A 16,316-nucleotide genomic window follows, 5' to 3' on the forward strand; every position below is an offset into this window, starting at 1 on the left:
CGGTCTAGCCCTTGGGTACCGAGCCTGCGGCCACCTCGTCGACGTAACCGTCGTACGAATCGCTGTAGCCGCTCTCACGGCCGGCGAGGACGTGCAGGGTGTCTGCGCCGACGTCGTATCCGTCGTTGCGCAACTCCACCTTGCGCGATTTGAACGTGCTGGTGTGTTCGAGGGAGTCGACGATGCGAACGAACAGCGGCACGGCGTAGCTGGGAAGTTTTCCGTACAAATGGGTGGCGATGTCACCGCCGTCGAAGGAATGACCGTCGCGCAGGGTCACTGCTGCCATACCGGCCCGCCCGTCGGTACCCGGGATCTCGACGCCGTAGACAACGGCCTCTTCGATCACCGGATGTGAACTGAGCGCACCCTCGACCTCGGTGGTTGCGACGTTCTCACCCTTCCACCGGAATGTATCACCGAGTCGATCGACAAAGGCCACATGGCTCCACCCCTGCTTGCGCACGAGGTCGCCGGTGTCGAACCAGGTGTCACCGTCCTTGAAACCACCCCGCACCAATTTGCTGTTGGTCGCGGCTTCATCGGTGTACCCGTCGAACGGAGCTCGGTCGGTGATTTTGGAAAGCAGTAGTCCAACGGACCCCGTCGAGACTTTGCGCAACCGTCCGTCCGGACCACGCAACGCCTTACCGGTTTCCTCGTCGAATTCGACGACGGCATGCGGCAACGGGCAGATTCCGGCCGTCCGATCGACGTTGAGCGCGTTCACAAAGGCGATATTGCATTCGCTTGCACCGTAGAACTCGGCGACTCGCGCGATACCGAAACGCTCCGTGAATTCCTTCCAGATTTCCGGCCGCAGCCCGTTGCCGACCATCAGTTGAACGGAATTGTCACGGTCGGTGGGCTTCTCGGGCTGATTGAGCAGGTACCGGCACAATTCTCCGATGTAGGTGAAGGCCGTGGCTTTGTTGAGCGCGATATCGTCCCAGAATCTCGACGCCGAGAACTGCCGGCCGATGGCAAGCGTCGCACCCGAAGCCAGCACCGAAGACAACGACACCGTCAAAGCATTGTTGTGATAGAGCGGCAAGCAGCAGTACAGCGTGTCGGACGGACGTAACCGAACACCCATGAGCCCGAGACCGGACATGGACTTGAGCCAGCGGAAGTGAGTCATCAAGCTGGCCTTGGGCATTCCGGTAGTACCCGAGGTGAAGATGTAGAACGCTTTTTCCTTCGCAAGAATCTGGGCCGTCACAGCCGGATTGGTTGCGTCGGCCGTTTTTGCCAGGTCGTCGAGCTCGCTGACCAGAAGTTGCGGCGGTCCGGTAAACCCTTCCGGCAATGATTCGAGCGCTTCTTCGCTCGCATCGGCGACAACAAGCACGCGTGCGCCGAGCAGCGTAAGACTGTGTGCAAGAACATCATCACGCTGATTGTAATTCAGCATTCCCGCTGCCGCACCGAGTTTGACGGCAGCCAAGGCGATCAGCAGCGATTCCGGAGTGTTCTTGCCGAGGATCGCCACGACGTCGCCGCGTTGGACGCCGCGCGTGCGCAACACGTCGGCATATCGGTTTACCTGCGCGTTGGCGTCGTCGTAACTTGTTGCATGGCCTTCGAACCGGATGAACGGACGAGTCGGATGCGCTGCGGCGTTCTGCTGGAGAATGAGTCCGATAGACATCGCGGCCGAAGGCTTGCGCAGCAGGCCGGACGCCCCCTTCAGGAGTATCGGCACCTCGGTGATCATCGACGGGAGTTTCGCCGCCAGATCCAGCATGCCAACTTTGTCGCGTGCTTCCGAACTCATGTCTCCCCAATCACGTATCCGGCGACTCGACGGCCACCCCCGGGGCCACCTTACTCCACGGTAAGGTGACCCGTCACGCACTTGGTCAGGAGCTCACACAAGCGTCGAGCGCGGCCTCGACATCAGTCCTGACCAGCAACGTATCCAAAGCTTTCCGGCCCACAAACCCCGTGCCGTCCAATTTGTCCAACCATTCGAGCAGTCCGGTGTAGTGCCCCACCGGATCAAGCAGGACCACAGGCTTGCTGTGCATCCCGAGGTAGCCGGCGGTCCACGTTTCGAACAACTCCTCCAACGTCCCGATACCGCCGGGCAAGGTGATGAACGCGTCCGCGTTGTCTTCCATCAACTGCTTGCGCTGACGCATCGTGTCGGTGACGATCAACTCGTCCGCGTCGACGTCCGCAACTTCCTTGTGCACCAACGCCTTCGGGATGACGCCGACGGTCCACGCGCCCGCAGCCCGAGCCGACTCCGCGACAGCACCCATCATCGAGACGTTGCCACCACCCGAAACCAACTGCCACCCACGTCGACCGATCGCGGTGCCCACCTCGGCGGCCAAAGCCAGGAACGACTCGTCCACCGGACCCGACGCACAGTAGACGCAGATCGAGTACTTCTTGTCGGAATCGGTCACCATTCTTCTTCTTTCCCCAGATCGGCGGCCTCGTCGACGCCTAGATTGGCTTCGGCGACTATCCGGACTGCTTCTTCCACACTGTCAGTGACGTGCAGCAGATTCACATCACCTTCGGAGATCTTTCCGTCATGCTCGAGTGTGTTTCGGATCCACTCGACCAATCCGGACCAGTACTCCGTGCCGAACAGGACAATCGGGAAGCGCGTGACCTTATGGGTCTGCACCAAAGTAAGAGCTTCGAACAATTCGTCCAGCGTTCCGAAGCCGCCAGGCAAGCAGATGAAAGCCTGCGAGTACTTCACGAACATCGTCTTGCGGGCAAAGAAGTACCGGAAGTTGATGCCGAGGTCGACCCACTCGTTGAGCCCCTGCTCGAACGGCAACTCGATGCCGAGTCCGATCGAGTAGCCACCGGCCTCGCTGCAACCGCGGTTGGCGGCTTCCATGACTCCCGGCCCACCACCGGTGATGACGGCGTACCCGGCTTCGGCCAACGCCGTTCCCAGCTCACGGCCGGCCTGGTATTCGGGATGATCGAGAGCGGTGCGTGCCGAACCGAACACGGTGACCGCACGAGGGACCTCGGCGAGCGCCCCGAAACCTTCGATGAATTCGCTCTGGATGCGCAGCACACGCCACGGATCGGTATGGACCCAGTCGGTGGGGCCGCGTTTGTCGAGCAGACGCTGGTCCGTGGTGGTTTTCTCATCCTTGCGTTTGCGTCGGAGTTGAACAGGACCGCGGTGCTTGATCGACGAACTGTGCTTCTTGGAGGCTGAATTCTTCTCTGGTGCCATGCACGCAAGGCTAACGCTCAGGCCGACAAATACTTCCTCAGCACGGCCGCGACGTCGGTGATCTGCTGCACCGGGACGTGCTCGTCACGCTTGTGCGCCAGGTTCGGATCGCCGGGGCCGTAATTCACCGCGGGAATGCCGAGAGCCGAGAATCTGGACACATCGGTCCAGCCGTACTTGGCCCGGAACTGTCCGCCCGCAGCCTCGATCAACGCGGCCGCCGACGGGTTCGCCAGGCCAGGCAGAGCGCCGGGCGACGAGTCCGTGATCTCGAATCCGAGATCCAAGCCGTCGAAGACTTCCCGCACGTGAGCCTCGGCCTGGGCCTCACTGCGATCAGGTGCAAATCTGAAGTTGACGTCCATCTCGGCTGCGTCCGGCACCACGTTCCCCGCGACGCCGCCGGAGATCCGCACGGCCGAGAGTCCCTCCCGGTAGACACAACCGTCGATATCCACCGAACGCGGCGAATATGCCGACATCCGCTCCAACGCGGTACCGAACTTGTGAATCGCGTTGTCCCCCAACCAGGACCGTGCCGAATGCGCCCTGGTTCCTGACGCGGTCAATCGCACGCGCATCGTTCCCTGACACCCGGCCTCGATGAACCCGGCCGTCGGCTCGCCCAGAATCGCGACATCCGCCGCAAGCCATTGCGGGATCTCGCGTTCGATCCGTCCGAGGCCGTTGTAGGCGGCGGCGATTTCCTCGCAGTCGTAGAACACCAGCGTCAGGTCGTGGGCCAAGTTCTCGATCGTCGCCGCAAGGTGCAGGAACACGGCGTCGCCGGATTTCATGTCCACGGTTCCGCACCCGTGCAAAATGTCACCCTCGCGGCGAGACGGAACATTGTCCGCAATCGGAACTGTGTCGAGATGACCGGCAAGCATCACCCGACTCGGCAATCCGCGCGACGTCCGGGCCAGAACCGCATTGCCGTTGCGAATGATCTCGAAGCCGCTGGTCTGCTCGCGCAACGCAACCTCGACGGCGTCCGCGATAGCGGATTCGTCGTGGGAAACGCTGGGAATGTCGACCAGAGCGGCCGTCAGATCGATGGGGTCGGAGGCAAGATCGAGGATGCTCACGGCCACCAGCCTAAGCCCGCAGCCAGCGCACCCAGTAATCTCTAGTCCTGTGAGCGCACACGGAGCATCAGCAGTAGGTATCGCCAACGTGACCGCGGACGGTACCGTCCTCGACACCTGGTTCCCCGCACCGGAGCTGGGAACATTCGAGACGACCGGTACCGAGAACGTCGAGGGAACAGACATTCCTTCCGATCTCGCACTGCTGGCGGGAACCGACGAGGCACGCGAGGTTTCGCAGGTCATCGTCCGCACCACCATCGCTGACCTCTCCAAGGCTCCCGTCGACGCGTACGACGTCTACCTGCGCCTTCACCTGCTTTCCCACCGCCTCGTCGCTCCGCACGGCGTCAACCTCGACGGCCAGTTCGGCCTCCTCGCCAACGTTGTGTGGACCAACTTCGGGCCCTGCGCTGTCGAAGGCTTCGAGCAGGTCCGCTCGCGTCTGCGCATCCGCGGCGTTGTCACCGTCTTCAGCGTCGACAAGTTCCCCCGCATGGTCGACTACGTCGTCCCCTCGGGTGTCCGTATCGCCGACGCCGATCGTGTCCGCCTGGGCGCACACCTCGCCTCCGGCACCACTGTCATGCACGAAGGCTTCGTGAACTTCAACGCCGGCACACTCGGTAACTCCATGGTCGAAGGCCGCATCTCCGCAGGCGTCGTCGTCGACGACGGTTCCGATGTGGGTGGCGGCGCGTCCATCATGGGCACCCTGTCCGGTGGCGGCAAGGAAACGATCTCCGTCGGCAAGCGTTGCCTCCTCGGCGCCAACGCCGGACTCGGCATCTCCCTCGGCGACGACTGCGTCCTCGAAGCCGGTCTGTACGTGACCGCAGGCACCAAGGTCACCGGCCCCGACGGAACCGTCGTCAAGGCATTGGCTCTGAGCGGCAAGTCCAACCTGCTGTTCCGTCGCAACTCCGTTTCTGGTGCCGTCGAGGTCGTGCCGTGGAAGGGCACCGGCGTCGAATTGAATGCCGCACTTCACGCCAACGACTGATGAGTAATACCGACGCCCCCGAAGAAACGACCACCGCTCTCGGCCAGGGTCTCAAGGTCCGCCATCTGACGATGATGGGCCTGGGCTCCGCCATCGGAGCCGGCCTGTTCCTCGGAACGGGCGTCGGTATCGCGACGGCCGGTCCCGCGGTCCTACTGTCCTACATCATCGCGGGCGCCGTAGTCGTCTTCGTGATGCGAATGCTCGGCGAGATGGGTGCTGCGATTCCCGCCAGTGGTTCGTTCTCGCATTACGCGCGCCTCGGGATCGGCGAGTGGGCCGGTTTTGTGATGGGCTGGCTCTACTGGTTCATGCTCATCATGGTTCTGGGCGCCGAGATCACCGGGGCGTCCGCCATCGTCAACGAATGGCTGCCGTCGATACCGCAATGGATGATCGCGCTCGTCTTCGTGGTGTTCTTTGCCATCGTGAACCTGGCCAAGGTCAGTAACTTCGGCGAGTTCGAATTCTGGTTCGCGGCAATCAAAGTCACCGTCATCATCGGCTTCCTGATCATCGGCGTATTGCTGGTGTTCGGCCTGCTTCCCGATACTGACCCGGTGGGAACCTCGAACCTCTTCGGCCAGGGCGGGTTCATGCCCAACGGGTTCTCGGGTGTCGCTGCCGGCCTTCTTGTTGTTGCCTTCGCGTTCGGCGGTATCGAAATCGTCACCATCGCCGCGGCGGAATCGGAGAATCCGGAACGCTCCATCGCGCTCGCCGTCCGCAGCGTCGTCTGGCGTATCAGCGTCTTCTACATCGGCGCTATCTCGATCATGGTGTTGGTTCTGCCGTGGAACGATCCCGATCTCGAGACAAGTCCCTTCGTCTCCGTCCTCAATCTGGCCAACATCCCCGGTGTTGCCGGGTTCATGGAACTTGTTGTGGTTGTTGCCTTGCTGTCGGCCTTCAACGCCAACATCTACGGCACCTCACGGATGGCCTTCTCTCTGTCACGACGCGGCGACGGCCCCGCATTCATGGCCAAACTCTCGAGCACGGGAGTTCCGACCAATGCGGTATTGCTGTCCGTGTTCTTCGGCTTCGTCTCCGTCATGCTCAACTGGCTTCTGCCAGACGACCTCCTCGGCATCCTGCTCAATGCAGTCGGCGCCGCTTTGCTCGTCATCTGGATTTTCATCGTGATCTCCCACCTTCGGCTGCGGAAGCAACTCGAAGCCGAAGGCAAACTGACCATCCGCATGTGGCTGTTCCCGTACCTGAGTTACGCCACACTGGCGATGCTCGGAGCGTTTGTTGTCCTCATGCTGTTCGACGAAGACGCCCGGGATCAGTTGATCTCGACGGCAGTCCTTTTTGCGGTGATCGCCGCGCTCGGATACGCAAACTCGCGGTGGCGCAGGACCAAGGCGCTCGCAGAAACCAGTTAGCGGACTCCCGAGTTACGCGAATCTGGAAACGAACCGCCGCTGCCACGGAGTTTCCACTGCTCGTCGCGAATAGTGTTCGCGCACGTAGGCAACCGCTCCCTCGGCGGCAACACCATCGAGCACCGTCAGACAAGCCAACGCTGTTCCCGTACGACCGAACCCACCGCCACACGCAATCTCCACCCGTTCGGTTTCGGATCGCAGCAAGAGCTCCTCCAGGGCACGCCGAAACTCCGGGCGATCGCTTGGCAGCCAGAAGTCGGGCCAGCGTATCCATCGGCTTTCCCACTCAAACGAAGACGGTTGACGCGCTTGCGCATACAACCCGAAATCGGGCAGTGGCCCGTCAGGTAGTGGATTGCGCAATCCCCTACCCCGAACCAGCCGCCCCGACGGCAGCGGCATCACTCCATCGGCAGCCACATCCCACGAATTCATTCGAGCTCCTTGTTGCAGTGATCGCCACGCTCGGATACGCAAACTCGCGGTCGCGCAGGCCTACCCGAATGATTCCAACAGCTCGTCGGACGCCTGCAGCGGGGCATACCCGTCGGCGATGACGCGGCGGCAGCCATCGAGCTCGACGGTGAGCAATTGTTCCTGGTTCGTGAAACTGTCCACGTAATTCGTCGACGCCACCTCGGTGGCCACTGCGTCACAGTCGGGTGCGGGTGGGAGACCGTCGATGGTTTCCATTGTCGACGATGTACCGACAAATTCGGTGGAGGAGAATCGACAGAAATAGCTGCCCACAGACAGCGACGTCGGCATCGTGGTACCTGTTGTCGGAGGATGGTACGTCGGCCGGCAATTCGACAGTTCGTAGATCTGATCGTCGGACAACGGTATTCGATGTTCGGTACTGCCGACCGGCGTCAATTCTTTGACAGCGGCCAGGCCACCGGGTTTCGGTGATCCACACGAGTCGGAGGGATACCCCGGCCGTACTGCGCGGCCTCGGTCGTCGACCAACCAGAATTCCTCCAGCACGGCCAAGCTGTAGTTGTCGCCGCAGCCGGGAAACCCGGCCCTGTGCGAGGACGAGCGGTTCAGCAGTTCCACCGCCCAACCGAAATCGCCCTCCCAACTGTGCTCAGAGAAGCTGACGGTTCGGTCGGCCGCCACGTCGCCGCTGACAATCGGGTCGCACGTGACAGCCGCGACGGGTACAAAATCGTCCGGAACCGTCGCCCTTGGTGTCGCCTGGAGTGGGCCGATGGGATACGGGGTCGCGCACTCCAGAGTCTCGGCGTCGACGATTACGGCAACAGGACGGTCAGGGGTGGTCACCTGCCAGATGCCGGCGACAGCGAGTACAACGATCATGATTGCGAACCATCGGCGGAGCATGAGGACACCATATCGGTCCCAATCTGCGGCGCACGTCAATGTCCTTGAGCCAAAGACCTTCTTTCTGGTCAAAGCTATTGCGCAGGTGGATGTTCGACGGTAAGATCGAATACACGTTCGACATTACCGGGGGGCATGATGACGACCGCAGTTTCCGACCACACGATTAAACAGTTTCGTTCAGTACTCATCGACATGGATCGTTCCGTCGACAATGCAGCACGAATTGACTTGCTGCGTGCACTCGAGGAACTGAAAGGCAGTTGTGCAGGCGCACAAGCATTGCTAGCTGCTGATCTGGATGCTTCCACTCGCAAAGGCCGTGGTGAACGCGGCGTTCCAGTTGCACATCAAGGTCGCGGAATCAACGCCCAAGTTGCTCTCGCTCGTCGCGAATCAGTCTGGTCAGGCACTCAACACCTGAGCCTTGCCCGCGCATTGAACGACGAGATGCCCTACACACTCAAACTATTGATCTACGGCGCCATCAACGAGCAGCGGGCCACTATACTGATGCGCGAAACCGCCTGCCTCACAGTCCAAGATCGCGCCGCACTCGATCGCGAGTTCTGCTGCGACGCAGATAACCTGGCCGGCTGCGGAGACCAACAACTGACCGCCAGAATCCGCGCACGCACCGCCGAGGTAGATGCCGAAAGCATGGTTCGGCGCGCCCGCAAAGCCGTAGGTGACCGGCGGGTGACATCACGGCCGGCGCCCGACACTATGTGCTACCTCAGTGTTCTGCTCCCTGTCACGGAAGGGGTTGCCGTTCACGCCACATTGATGCGAGATGCAGATTCCATCCTCGCGCGTGGCGATGATCGCACTCGCGCTCAGATCATGGCCGATCTCGTCGTCGAGCGAGTCACCGGAATCGGCCGCGCAACGCCCACACCCGTCACCGTGAATCTTGTGATTTCCGACCAAGCACTGTTCGGCGACGCCACCGATCCCGCGCACGCCAACGGCTACGGGCCTATCCCCGCCGGCATTGCCCGAGAGTGGATTGCGCAGTCCGTCAAAGACATCCGGAGGCTCTACGCCTGCCCCTCCACGGGAGAGCTGACAGCTATGGAGTCCAAGTCCAGAATCTTCCCGAAGGGACTGGCGCAGTTGATCGACCTCCGCGATCGAAGCTGCCGCACACCGTGGTGCGACGCACCCGTTCGTCATCGCGACCACATTCGCGACCACCAGAGAGGCGGCGCCACCAGCGCAGTCAACGGTGCAGGACTGTGCGCGGCATGCAATTACGCCAAACAGGGATTGGACTGGTACGCCGAAACCGACGATCACGCACCCGGCACCAGGCACTCCTTCACGACCACAACGCCTACCGGCCACCGGTATTCGTCGGTCGCTCCGCCACTTCCGATACCGTGGGTCAGCCCCGAAGCCGCCTAAACAGTCACGCGGGCGAGGCAGATCCGGGCAAGCTCGTCGAGTGGCACCGAGAGCACATCGGCGAGTGCGGCAATCGTGACAAACGCCGGCGTCGGCATGCGCCCGGTCTCGATCTTGCGCAGTGTTTCCGGCGAAATCGCGGCGGCCTCCGCCACATCGACAAGCGTGCGACCACCGCGGGCCTGACGCAGATAGGCGCCCAACTGCTGACCGACAGCAAGCTGGGCCGGAGTTAACGGAAGTCGCACCATGCGACCAGAGTACCGTATGGTGGTATTTTAATACCGGCCCGAAAGGAAATTCCTGTGGTGGAACTGAAAACAACCAACGAGATCGAAGCAATGCGCGTCACCGGCGCGTTCATCGCCGAACTACTCGCCGATCTCGCTGCTCGCGCCAAGCCCGGAGTCAATCTCCTCGACCTCGAGCACCGCGCCCGCCACCTGATCGAAGAACGCGGCGCCGTGTCCTGCTACTGGGACTACTCACCGTCATTCGGACGTGGACCCTTCCGCAACGTCATCTGCCTTTCCGTCAACGACGCGGTGCTGCACGGACTTCCGCACGACTACGTGCTACAGGACGGCGATCTGCTGACCATGGACATCGCGGTCTCCATCGACGGGTGGGTTGCAGACTCGGCGCGCAGTCTCATCGTCGGCGTTCCCCGCGCCGAGGACCAACGCCTCATCGAAGCCACCGAACGTGCCCTCACCGCAGCTATTGCAGTCGCCCGGCCAGGCAATCGCCTCGGCGACATCTCCGCTGCGATCGGCGCTGTCGCAGCCGATTACGGCTACCCCGTCAATACCGAATTCGGCGGCCACGGACTCGGCCGCACCATGCACGAAGATCCGCACATCCCCAACATCGGACGCGCAGGTCGCGGCATGAAACTGCGACGCGGACTGACCCTCGCGATCGAACCGTGGTTCGCTCTCACAACCGACAAGATCATCTTCGACGACGACGGATGGACCATCCGCTCGGCCGACGGATCACGCACAGCGCACAGCGAACACACCATTGCCGTCACCGACGGTGATGCGCTCGTCCTGACGCGCTAAGCGCCGCGGTGAGCCAATGCGTTGACAAACACGCCGGAAATTTCCGACGGATCACGGGCGATGTAGGTGGACCCGCCGGTCACCCGTGAAATGTCTGCCAGCGCAGCCGCATCGGCGTCGTCGGTGATTCCGATGGTCACGATGATCACCGGTCGCGCTGGGTCCTGCTCCCGTTCGAGCACGTCGAGCAACTGCTCGCGCGTGATGCTGTCGGGATCCTCGTTGGCACCGTCGGTCAGGATGATCACACTGTTGACCGCGCGCGGGTCGTACGATTCCTGAACCTTCCGAAACGCCGCGAGTGTGGTGTCGTAGAGGCCCGTTGCGCCGCGCTTGAGTTTCGTCAAGGTCTTGGTCTGCTCTGCCATGAGGCTTCGCTGCGTTAATCCACCAACCATGGTGTCGTAGCGGCGAATCGGAACCAGTTCCTGGTAGTCCTGGGTTCCGTTCATGCCCTGGGAGAAGGCCCAGAGTCCGGCTGCGACACTGTCCGGGAACACCTGGTTGCCGGTGAGCGCGGCAGCTGTCGTGAGGTCCATGCGGGTCTTCCCACCGGCGGCCGGGAAGTCCATCGACGACGACACGTCGATCGCGACGAGAGTACGGATCGGTTTAGCCAACAATGCCCAGGATCCGAGCGTCTTGTCGAGTGCGGCTTGGTCCGGCACCGGCAAGGCCTGGACAGCTCCGACGCCCCCATCTACCTGTCCCTGGCCGGACGGGTCGCGAAAACCGTTGCGAGCCAGTATTTCCTGTGACTCCGGGCTCTCGAAAAGCGTCGCGAGGACTTTTGCTTTCTGCGCCGCGGCGTAATGACGATCGGGCGCCGAGGCACTTACCACCAACGGATAGTCCATCAGCACAGTTCCGGTAGACGGTACCGTCGCGCTGATGGCGGTGTTTGCGAACTGGGTGACCTGCTGTTCGGTCGACACCCCTACCTTGCCGGTAGTGACAAGTTCGGTCAGCATCTTCGCGCCGACAGGCTGGTCCTCGGCGCGCACACTTTCGGCCTGGGCGTGCGGCACCAAAGCTGTGCGAACAGCATCCGCGCCGCTCCCACTCTCGGCCAGTGCAGCCTGGATCGGGGCGGACGCGATTCCGGTGGACAGCGGATTGCCGAGGGCAAGATCGGGCACTTGGAGCACCGACAGCCAGTCGGCAAACTCCTCACCCCCGGATGCCAGCACCACTGGAGACGTCGCGATGGAACCGCCGGCGGCGGCAACCGGACCGGCCGCGGTGAGAGCTGCTTTGCTGATCCACGACGTGGAGTCCGGAATCCACAGATCCGGTGCGTCGGCGCCCTTACCCAATCGTCCGACCACGTCGCCTGGTAGTGCTGCTTCGACAACGACGTGCATGCAGTCCGTCTGCTCCGGGGTGGTTCCGGCCAACACCTCGGATATCGACGGCGCTATGGACGGGTCTGCTGCCAGGGTGAAGTCTTCGACGCTGTCGCAGGTATCGGGTTGCACGGACTTGAAGACGACAATTCCGGTGGCAACGAGCGCCAGCGCAACCATCCCGCCGACTGCGTAAAAACCGAATGATCGCCCGCTGTCAGCGCTCGAATGCCGTCCGCCCGCCATGAAACCTGTCCCTCCGATGCCAGTTGCGCACGCAACTGGAGCAAGTCTTACCGGCGGGTAGTGTAGCGAAAAACACAGAAAAACCAACCAAACAAGATTATTCGGGCAGTAACAAGCGCTTTTGCACCTTGCCCATCGCGTTCCGCGGCAGGGTGTCGACAAACCGAATTTCGCGTGGACGCTTGTGCGCGGACAACTGCGCACCCACCAGATCCACGAGGTCCGGTTCTGTGACCTCGGGTGTTGAGGGCCGCCGAACAACCCATGCCACGATCCGCTGGCCGAGGTCAGGATCGGGAACGCCGACCACCGCGACCTCAGCGACACCGGGATGCCCCAGGATGGCCGTCTCGATCTCGCCGGCACCCACTCGGAAGCCGCCCGTCTTGATCAGATCGATGGATTCACGGCCCACGATGCGGTGGAATCCCCCCTCGTCGACGACCGCGACGTCACCGGTCTTGAAGAAACCGTCCTCGGTCCACGATTCGGCAGTGGCATCAGGGCGATTGAGGTATCCGTCGAACAGCATGGGTCCACGAACCTGAAGTCCACCGATGCTCTCGCCGTCGTGAGGCACGTCGTTACCGGCCTCGTCGCGCAACCGGGTCTCGACCCCGCGCACCGGTAAACCCACCCAGCCTGGCCGACGCTCGCCGTCCGCGCGGGTGCTGAGGGTCAGCATGGTCTCGCTCATTCCGTACCGCTCGATAGGCGCGTGGCCGGTGAGGGCGCGCAGCTTCTCGAATACCGGCACGGGCAGCGGTGCGCTACCGGAGACGAGCAGCCGGGCTGAAGCCAACGCCCGCGCCGACGCTTCGTCGTCGGCAATTCGCGACCACACCGTCGGCACCCCGAAGTAGAGGGAGCCGCCGGCGTCCGCGTACGCCTGCGGTGTCGGTTTCACAGTGTGGACCAACCGGCTGCCCACTCGTAGTGGTCCGAGCACGCCCAGGATCAGTCCGTGGACGTGAAAGAGAGGCAATCCGTGGACAACGGTGTCTCGGTGTGTCCACTGCCAGGCCTCCGCCAAGGCATCGATACCTGCGGCAATTGCCTGCCGACTCAGCAGCACACCCTTCGGCGGTCCGGTCGTTCCCGAGGTGTAGAGGACAAATGCAGTGGATTGCGGCGCCGGTTCCGGGTAGCTGTGCCACGAACGGGCGTGCAGGCGAACCGGAACCACCGGCAAGCCGACGCACAATTCGTCGGTCTCCCCCAGCCACGCCTGGGCGCCGGAGTCCTTCAGTATGTGTTCACGTTCGGCCGTTCCCGAATCCGGTGGCACAGGCACAACAGTGACGCCTGCGATGAGCGCTCCGACTACCGCCAGGATGGTCTTTGCCGTGGGAGTCGCCAGCACCGCAACACGCTCGGCCTGCGCAACCCGCTCTGCCACCGACGTGGCAGCGCCGAGAATATGGCTGCGCGAGAGAACCGTATCCCCGATGGTGATCGCGTCGTCGACGTCGTCGCCGCGGGCGATGGCAAGGGGATTCAGTGATCGAAGCAGCATTTTGACAGCATCTCACAACGCAGAAATCCCACTGCGTCGCAGCATCACTGTCTGGCCACGACCGAGCGCAGGAAGAACGCAAGATTCGCCGGCCGTTCCGCGAGCCTGCGCATGAAATACGGGTACCACGCGGAGCCGTACGGAACATATGTCCGGACATGCTGCCCCTCGGCAACCAGCCGTGCTTGCTCGGGTTCCCGGATACCGAACAACATCTGGTACTCGAATCGCTCGACACCACAAAACATCCGCGCCGCCGCCGCGATCACCGCCGGATCATGCGACGCCACCATCGGGTATCCCGTTCCCCGGCACAGGATATCGAGACACCGCAGGTACGACGCCGTCACATCCTCGCGCCGGATATAGGCCACCGCCTCGGGCTCGTTGTACGCACCCTTGCACAGCCGGATCCGCGCATCATCGAAAGCGAGGCAATCCGATTCGGTGCGCCGCAGGTAGGCCTGCAGGACAGTGCCCAGCCACGGGAAATCGGCGCGCAACGATCGCACGGTCGCGAGCGTCGCATCGGTGGTGGTGTGGTCCTCCGCGTCCACGGTCACCCACACCCCGGCGGACTGCGCTGCCGCGCAAATAGTTCGAGCGTTTTCGGCGGCTACATCGGTATTCAGCTCTGCGCCCAACGACGACAGTTTCACCGACACCTCGACCCGCGGTACCGGAGCAAGCGCGCCGGAAAACTTCCCCAATTCCTCGATCAGCGACAGATATTCGTGCACGGTTGCCCGCGCCGACCCTGCGTCCGTCACGTTCTCTCCCAGGAAGTCGACGGAGACGTACCGGCCGTCGTCGAGTAATCGGCTCACCACCGCTATCGCGTCGCTGCGCTCGCGGCCGGCGACAAACCGGTTCACCACTTGACGGCTGAGCGGCGCCCGGGTAATCGCATGCTCGCATCGAGGAGAACGAGCGGCCGCCAGGATGACGGGGCGTAGCGAATTGGTAAGCACAGCAGACGGTTTCACGTCTCGTTCCCCTGGTGCGGATATCGGTAGTCCGTCGGAGCGACAAAGGTTTCCTTGACCGTACGGGCCGACACCCAGCGCAACAGGTTGATGGGCGAACCCGCCTTGTCGTTGGTGCCGGATCCGCGGGCGCCACCAAAAGGTTGTTGCCCCACTACCGCTCCGCTCGGCTTGTCGTTGACGTAGAAATTGCCGGCCGTGAATCGCAGTGCGGCGGTTGCCTGAGCTACTGCCGCTCGGTCGGTGGCAAAAATCGATCCCGTCAACGCGTATGGCGTCGCAGCATCCACCTCTTCCAGCATCTGGGCAAAGGAATCGTCGTCGTAGACGTGAATCGAGAGGATCGGACCGAAATACTCGTCGGTCATGGCCTGGTCACGTGGATCGTCCACCAGCAGGACCGTCGGCCGCACGAAGTATCCGACGCTGTCGTCGGACTTGCCGCCGACCGCGATCGTGATACCGGGGGTGGCCCCCGCCCGTTCGATTGCCGCCGCACTCTTGTCGAACGCCCGACGGTCGATGACGGCGCCGCCGAAGTTCTCGAGATCGTTGACGTCGCCGTAACTGATTGCGTCGACCTGCCCGAGAAAGCCGTCCCGCATCGATGTCCACAGACTTCTGGGAATGTAGGCGCGTGAAGCCGCCGAACACTTCTGACCTTGGTATTCGTAGGCACCTCGGATCAGCGCAGTCGTGAGGATCTCCGGGTCCGCCGAGGAATGCGCGACAACAAAGTCCTTGCCGCCGGTCTCGCCGACCAGACGCGGATAACCTGCATATTTGTCGATGTTCGCACCTACCTGCGCCCACAGTGACTTGAATGTTCGGGTCGAACCTGTGAAGTGAATTCCCGCGAGACGTCGATCCTGCAGTGCCACTGCGGAAATGTCCGGGCCATCGCCGGTCACCAGGTTGATCACGCCAGGAGGCAGACCCGCTTCTTCGAGCAGTTGCAGCGTCAGATACGCCGCCACGCTCTGAGTTGGTGACGGCTTCCAGAGAACGGTGTTGCCCATCAGCGCCGGGGCGGTCGGAAGATTGCCGGCAATCGCGGTGAAATTGAACGGCGTGACTGCGTAGACAAACCCCTCGAGCGGCCGGTAGTCCATCCGATTCCAGACGCCCGGCGACGACTGCGGCTGTTCCTCCAGGATCTGACGCGCGAAGTGCACGTTGAATCGCCAGAAGTCCACCAACTCGCAAGGAGCGTCAATCTCGGCCTGCTGCACCGACTTCGACTGACCCAACATCGTTGCCGCCGCGATCCGCTCGCGCCAGGGCCCGGACAGAAGGTCGGCAGCTCTCAAAAGCACGGCAGCTCGGTCGTCGAACGACAGTTCGCGCCAACCCGGCGCTGCTGCGGACGCGGCCTCGATCGCCCGGGCAGCGTCTTCACCGGTGCCGTTCTGAAACGTGCCGAGGACGTGGGCGCGGCGGTGCGGTTCGACAACATCAACCGACGCACCCGAGCCGCGCACCTCCACTCCACCGATCACATGCGGAATCTCGAGGTGCTCGTCGGACACAGTCCGCAAAGCCGATCGGAGCCTTTTCCGCTCGGGGCTGCCGGGCGCATAGGAATGAACCGGCTCGTTGGCCGGAATCGGAACTGCAGTAACGCCGTCCATATCGCCCTCCGTAACCGAAAAACGCCTACCTTCAGTATCTCCCCTGGAATGCCCTCGATAGTGTGCGA

General features: G+C 62.5%; 15 protein-coding genes. 4 read left to right on the plus strand and 11 right to left on the minus strand.

Annotated elements, in window-relative coordinates; translation table 11 throughout:
* Nucleotides 1-4: 4 nt before the first annotated feature.
* From EEB13_RS21560 to dapE, 4 genes are all read right to left on the minus strand, one after another.
* Complete coding sequence (locus EEB13_RS21560; RefSeq protein ID WP_141486252.1) at nt 5-1,777, minus strand: long-chain-acyl-CoA synthetase; 1,773 nt, start codon at nt 1,775-1,777, stop codon at nt 5-7.
* Between the two features lie 85 nt (nt 1,778-1,862).
* A complete protein-coding gene (locus EEB13_RS21565; protein ID WP_092807229.1) occupies nt 1,863-2,420 on the minus strand; it encodes a TIGR00730 family Rossman fold protein in 558 nt (185 codons plus the stop codon).
* Nucleotides 2,414-3,217, minus strand: coding sequence for a TIGR00730 family Rossman fold protein (locus EEB13_RS21570; protein WP_033234444.1), 804 nt, complete (start codon nt 3,215-3,217; stop codon nt 2,414-2,416). The genes EEB13_RS21565 and EEB13_RS21570 overlap by 7 nt, the downstream gene beginning before the upstream one ends.
* Nucleotides 3,218-3,234: 17 nt before the next feature.
* Nucleotides 3,235-4,305, minus strand: coding sequence for a succinyl-diaminopimelate desuccinylase (gene dapE / locus EEB13_RS21575; protein WP_230590146.1), 1,071 nt, complete (start codon nt 4,303-4,305; stop codon nt 3,235-3,237).
* Nucleotides 4,306-4,354: 49 nt separating this feature from the next.
* On the opposite strand from dapE, the gene dapD reads away from it, so the two are divergent.
* Nucleotides 4,355-5,308, plus strand: coding sequence for a 2,3,4,5-tetrahydropyridine-2,6-dicarboxylate N-succinyltransferase (gene dapD, locus EEB13_RS21580; protein WP_033234446.1), 954 nt, complete (start codon nt 4,355-4,357; stop codon nt 5,306-5,308).
* Nucleotides 5,308-6,699, plus strand: coding sequence for an amino acid permease (locus EEB13_RS21585; RefSeq protein WP_095888533.1), 1,392 nt, complete (start codon nt 5,308-5,310; stop codon nt 6,697-6,699). The genes dapD and EEB13_RS21585 overlap by 1 nt, the downstream gene beginning before the upstream one ends.
* Before the next feature lie 12 nt (nt 6,700-6,711).
* On the opposite strand, the gene EEB13_RS21590 is transcribed toward EEB13_RS21585, so the two are convergent.
* Both EEB13_RS21590 and EEB13_RS21595 read right to left on the minus strand, forming a co-directional pair.
* The gene (locus EEB13_RS21590) at nt 6,712-7,137 is read right to left on the minus strand and encodes a protein-tyrosine phosphatase family protein (protein ID WP_141486253.1); all 426 of its coding nucleotides are present in this window, start codon (nt 7,135-7,137) and stop codon (nt 6,712-6,714) included.
* 60 nt (nt 7,138-7,197) lie between these two features.
* Nucleotides 7,198-8,049, minus strand: coding sequence for a hypothetical protein (locus tag EEB13_RS21595; RefSeq protein WP_141486254.1), 852 nt, complete (start codon nt 8,047-8,049; stop codon nt 7,198-7,200).
* Between the two features lie 138 nt (nt 8,050-8,187).
* On the opposite strand from EEB13_RS21595, the gene EEB13_RS21600 reads away from it, so the two are divergent.
* Entirely contained in the window at nt 8,188-9,456 is a 1,269-nt protein-coding gene (locus EEB13_RS21600; RefSeq protein ID WP_261984613.1) for an HNH endonuclease, read from the plus strand.
* Here EEB13_RS21600 and EEB13_RS21605 read toward each other — a convergent pair.
* A complete protein-coding gene (locus EEB13_RS21605) occupies nt 9,453-9,707 on the minus strand; it encodes a helix-turn-helix domain-containing protein (RefSeq protein WP_045069480.1) in 255 nt (84 codons plus the stop codon). The two genes, EEB13_RS21600 and EEB13_RS21605, sit on opposite strands and share 4 nt — an antisense overlap.
* 54 nt (nt 9,708-9,761) lie before the next feature.
* Between EEB13_RS21605 and map the strand changes: the two genes are divergently transcribed.
* Nucleotides 9,762-10,523, plus strand: coding sequence for a type I methionyl aminopeptidase (map, locus tag EEB13_RS21610; protein WP_033234450.1), 762 nt, complete (start codon nt 9,762-9,764; stop codon nt 10,521-10,523).
* Here the strand turns inward: map and EEB13_RS21615 are convergent.
* The 4 genes from EEB13_RS21615 to pruA form a co-directional block, all read right to left on the minus strand.
* On the minus strand, nt 10,520-12,115 hold the full coding sequence (locus tag EEB13_RS21615; RefSeq protein WP_045069479.1) for a substrate-binding domain-containing protein: 1,596 nt from the start codon (nt 12,113-12,115) through the stop codon (nt 10,520-10,522). The two genes, map and EEB13_RS21615, sit on opposite strands and share 4 nt — an antisense overlap.
* Nucleotides 12,116-12,212: 97 nt before the next feature.
* Entirely contained in the window at nt 12,213-13,631 is a 1,419-nt protein-coding gene (locus EEB13_RS21620) for an acyl-CoA synthetase (RefSeq protein ID WP_141486256.1), read from the minus strand.
* Nucleotides 13,632-13,675: 44 nt separating this feature from the next.
* On the minus strand, nt 13,676-14,617 hold the full coding sequence (locus tag EEB13_RS21625) for a proline dehydrogenase family protein (RefSeq protein ID WP_141486257.1): 942 nt from the start codon (nt 14,615-14,617) through the stop codon (nt 13,676-13,678).
* Nucleotides 14,614-16,248, minus strand: coding sequence for an L-glutamate gamma-semialdehyde dehydrogenase (gene pruA, locus EEB13_RS21630; protein ID WP_141486258.1), 1,635 nt, complete (start codon nt 16,246-16,248; stop codon nt 14,614-14,616). The genes EEB13_RS21625 and pruA overlap by 4 nt, the downstream gene beginning before the upstream one ends.
* Between the last annotated feature and the right edge of the window lie 68 nt (nt 16,249-16,316).

The organism is Rhodococcus sp. WS3 (genome assembly GCF_003797085.1).
Classification (GTDB): domain Bacteria; phylum Actinomycetota; class Actinomycetes; order Mycobacteriales; family Mycobacteriaceae; genus Rhodococcus_F; species Rhodococcus_F globerula.

What these genes read in the sequence shown, in the direction of transcription:
- EEB13_RS21560 (WP_141486252.1), bottom strand. Translation starts at nt 1,777, where the DNA reads ATGAGTTCGGAAGCACGCGACAAAGTTGGCATGCTGGATCTGGCGGCG.
- EEB13_RS21565 (WP_092807229.1), bottom strand. Translation starts at nt 2,420, where the DNA reads ATGGTGACCGATTCCGACAAGAAGTACTCGATCTGCGTCTACTGTGCG.
- EEB13_RS21570 (WP_033234444.1), bottom strand. Translation starts at nt 3,217, where the DNA reads ATGGCACCAGAGAAGAATTCAGCCTCCAAGAAGCACAGTTCGTCGATC.
- EEB13_RS21585 (WP_095888533.1), top strand. Translation starts at nt 5,308, where the DNA reads ATGAGTAATACCGACGCCCCCGAAGAAACGACCACCGCTCTCGGCCAG.
- EEB13_RS21590 (WP_141486253.1), bottom strand. Translation starts at nt 7,137, where the DNA reads ATGAATTCGTGGGATGTGGCTGCCGATGGAGTGATGCCGCTGCCGTCG.
- EEB13_RS21595 (WP_141486254.1), bottom strand. Translation starts at nt 8,049, where the DNA reads ATGCTCCGCCGATGGTTCGCAATCATGATCGTTGTACTCGCTGTCGCC.
- EEB13_RS21600 (WP_261984613.1), top strand. Translation starts at nt 8,188, where the DNA reads ATGACGACCGCAGTTTCCGACCACACGATTAAACAGTTTCGTTCAGTA.
- EEB13_RS21605 (WP_045069480.1), bottom strand. Translation starts at nt 9,707, where the DNA reads ATGGTGCGACTTCCGTTAACTCCGGCCCAGCTTGCTGTCGGTCAGCAG.
- EEB13_RS21615 (WP_045069479.1), bottom strand. Translation starts at nt 12,115, where the DNA reads ATGGCGGGCGGACGGCATTCGAGCGCTGACAGCGGGCGATCATTCGGT.
- EEB13_RS21620 (WP_141486256.1), bottom strand. Translation starts at nt 13,631, where the DNA reads ATGCTGCTTCGATCACTGAATCCCCTTGCCATCGCCCGCGGCGACGAC.
- pruA (WP_141486258.1), bottom strand. Translation starts at nt 16,248, where the DNA reads ATGGACGGCGTTACTGCAGTTCCGATTCCGGCCAACGAGCCGGTTCAT.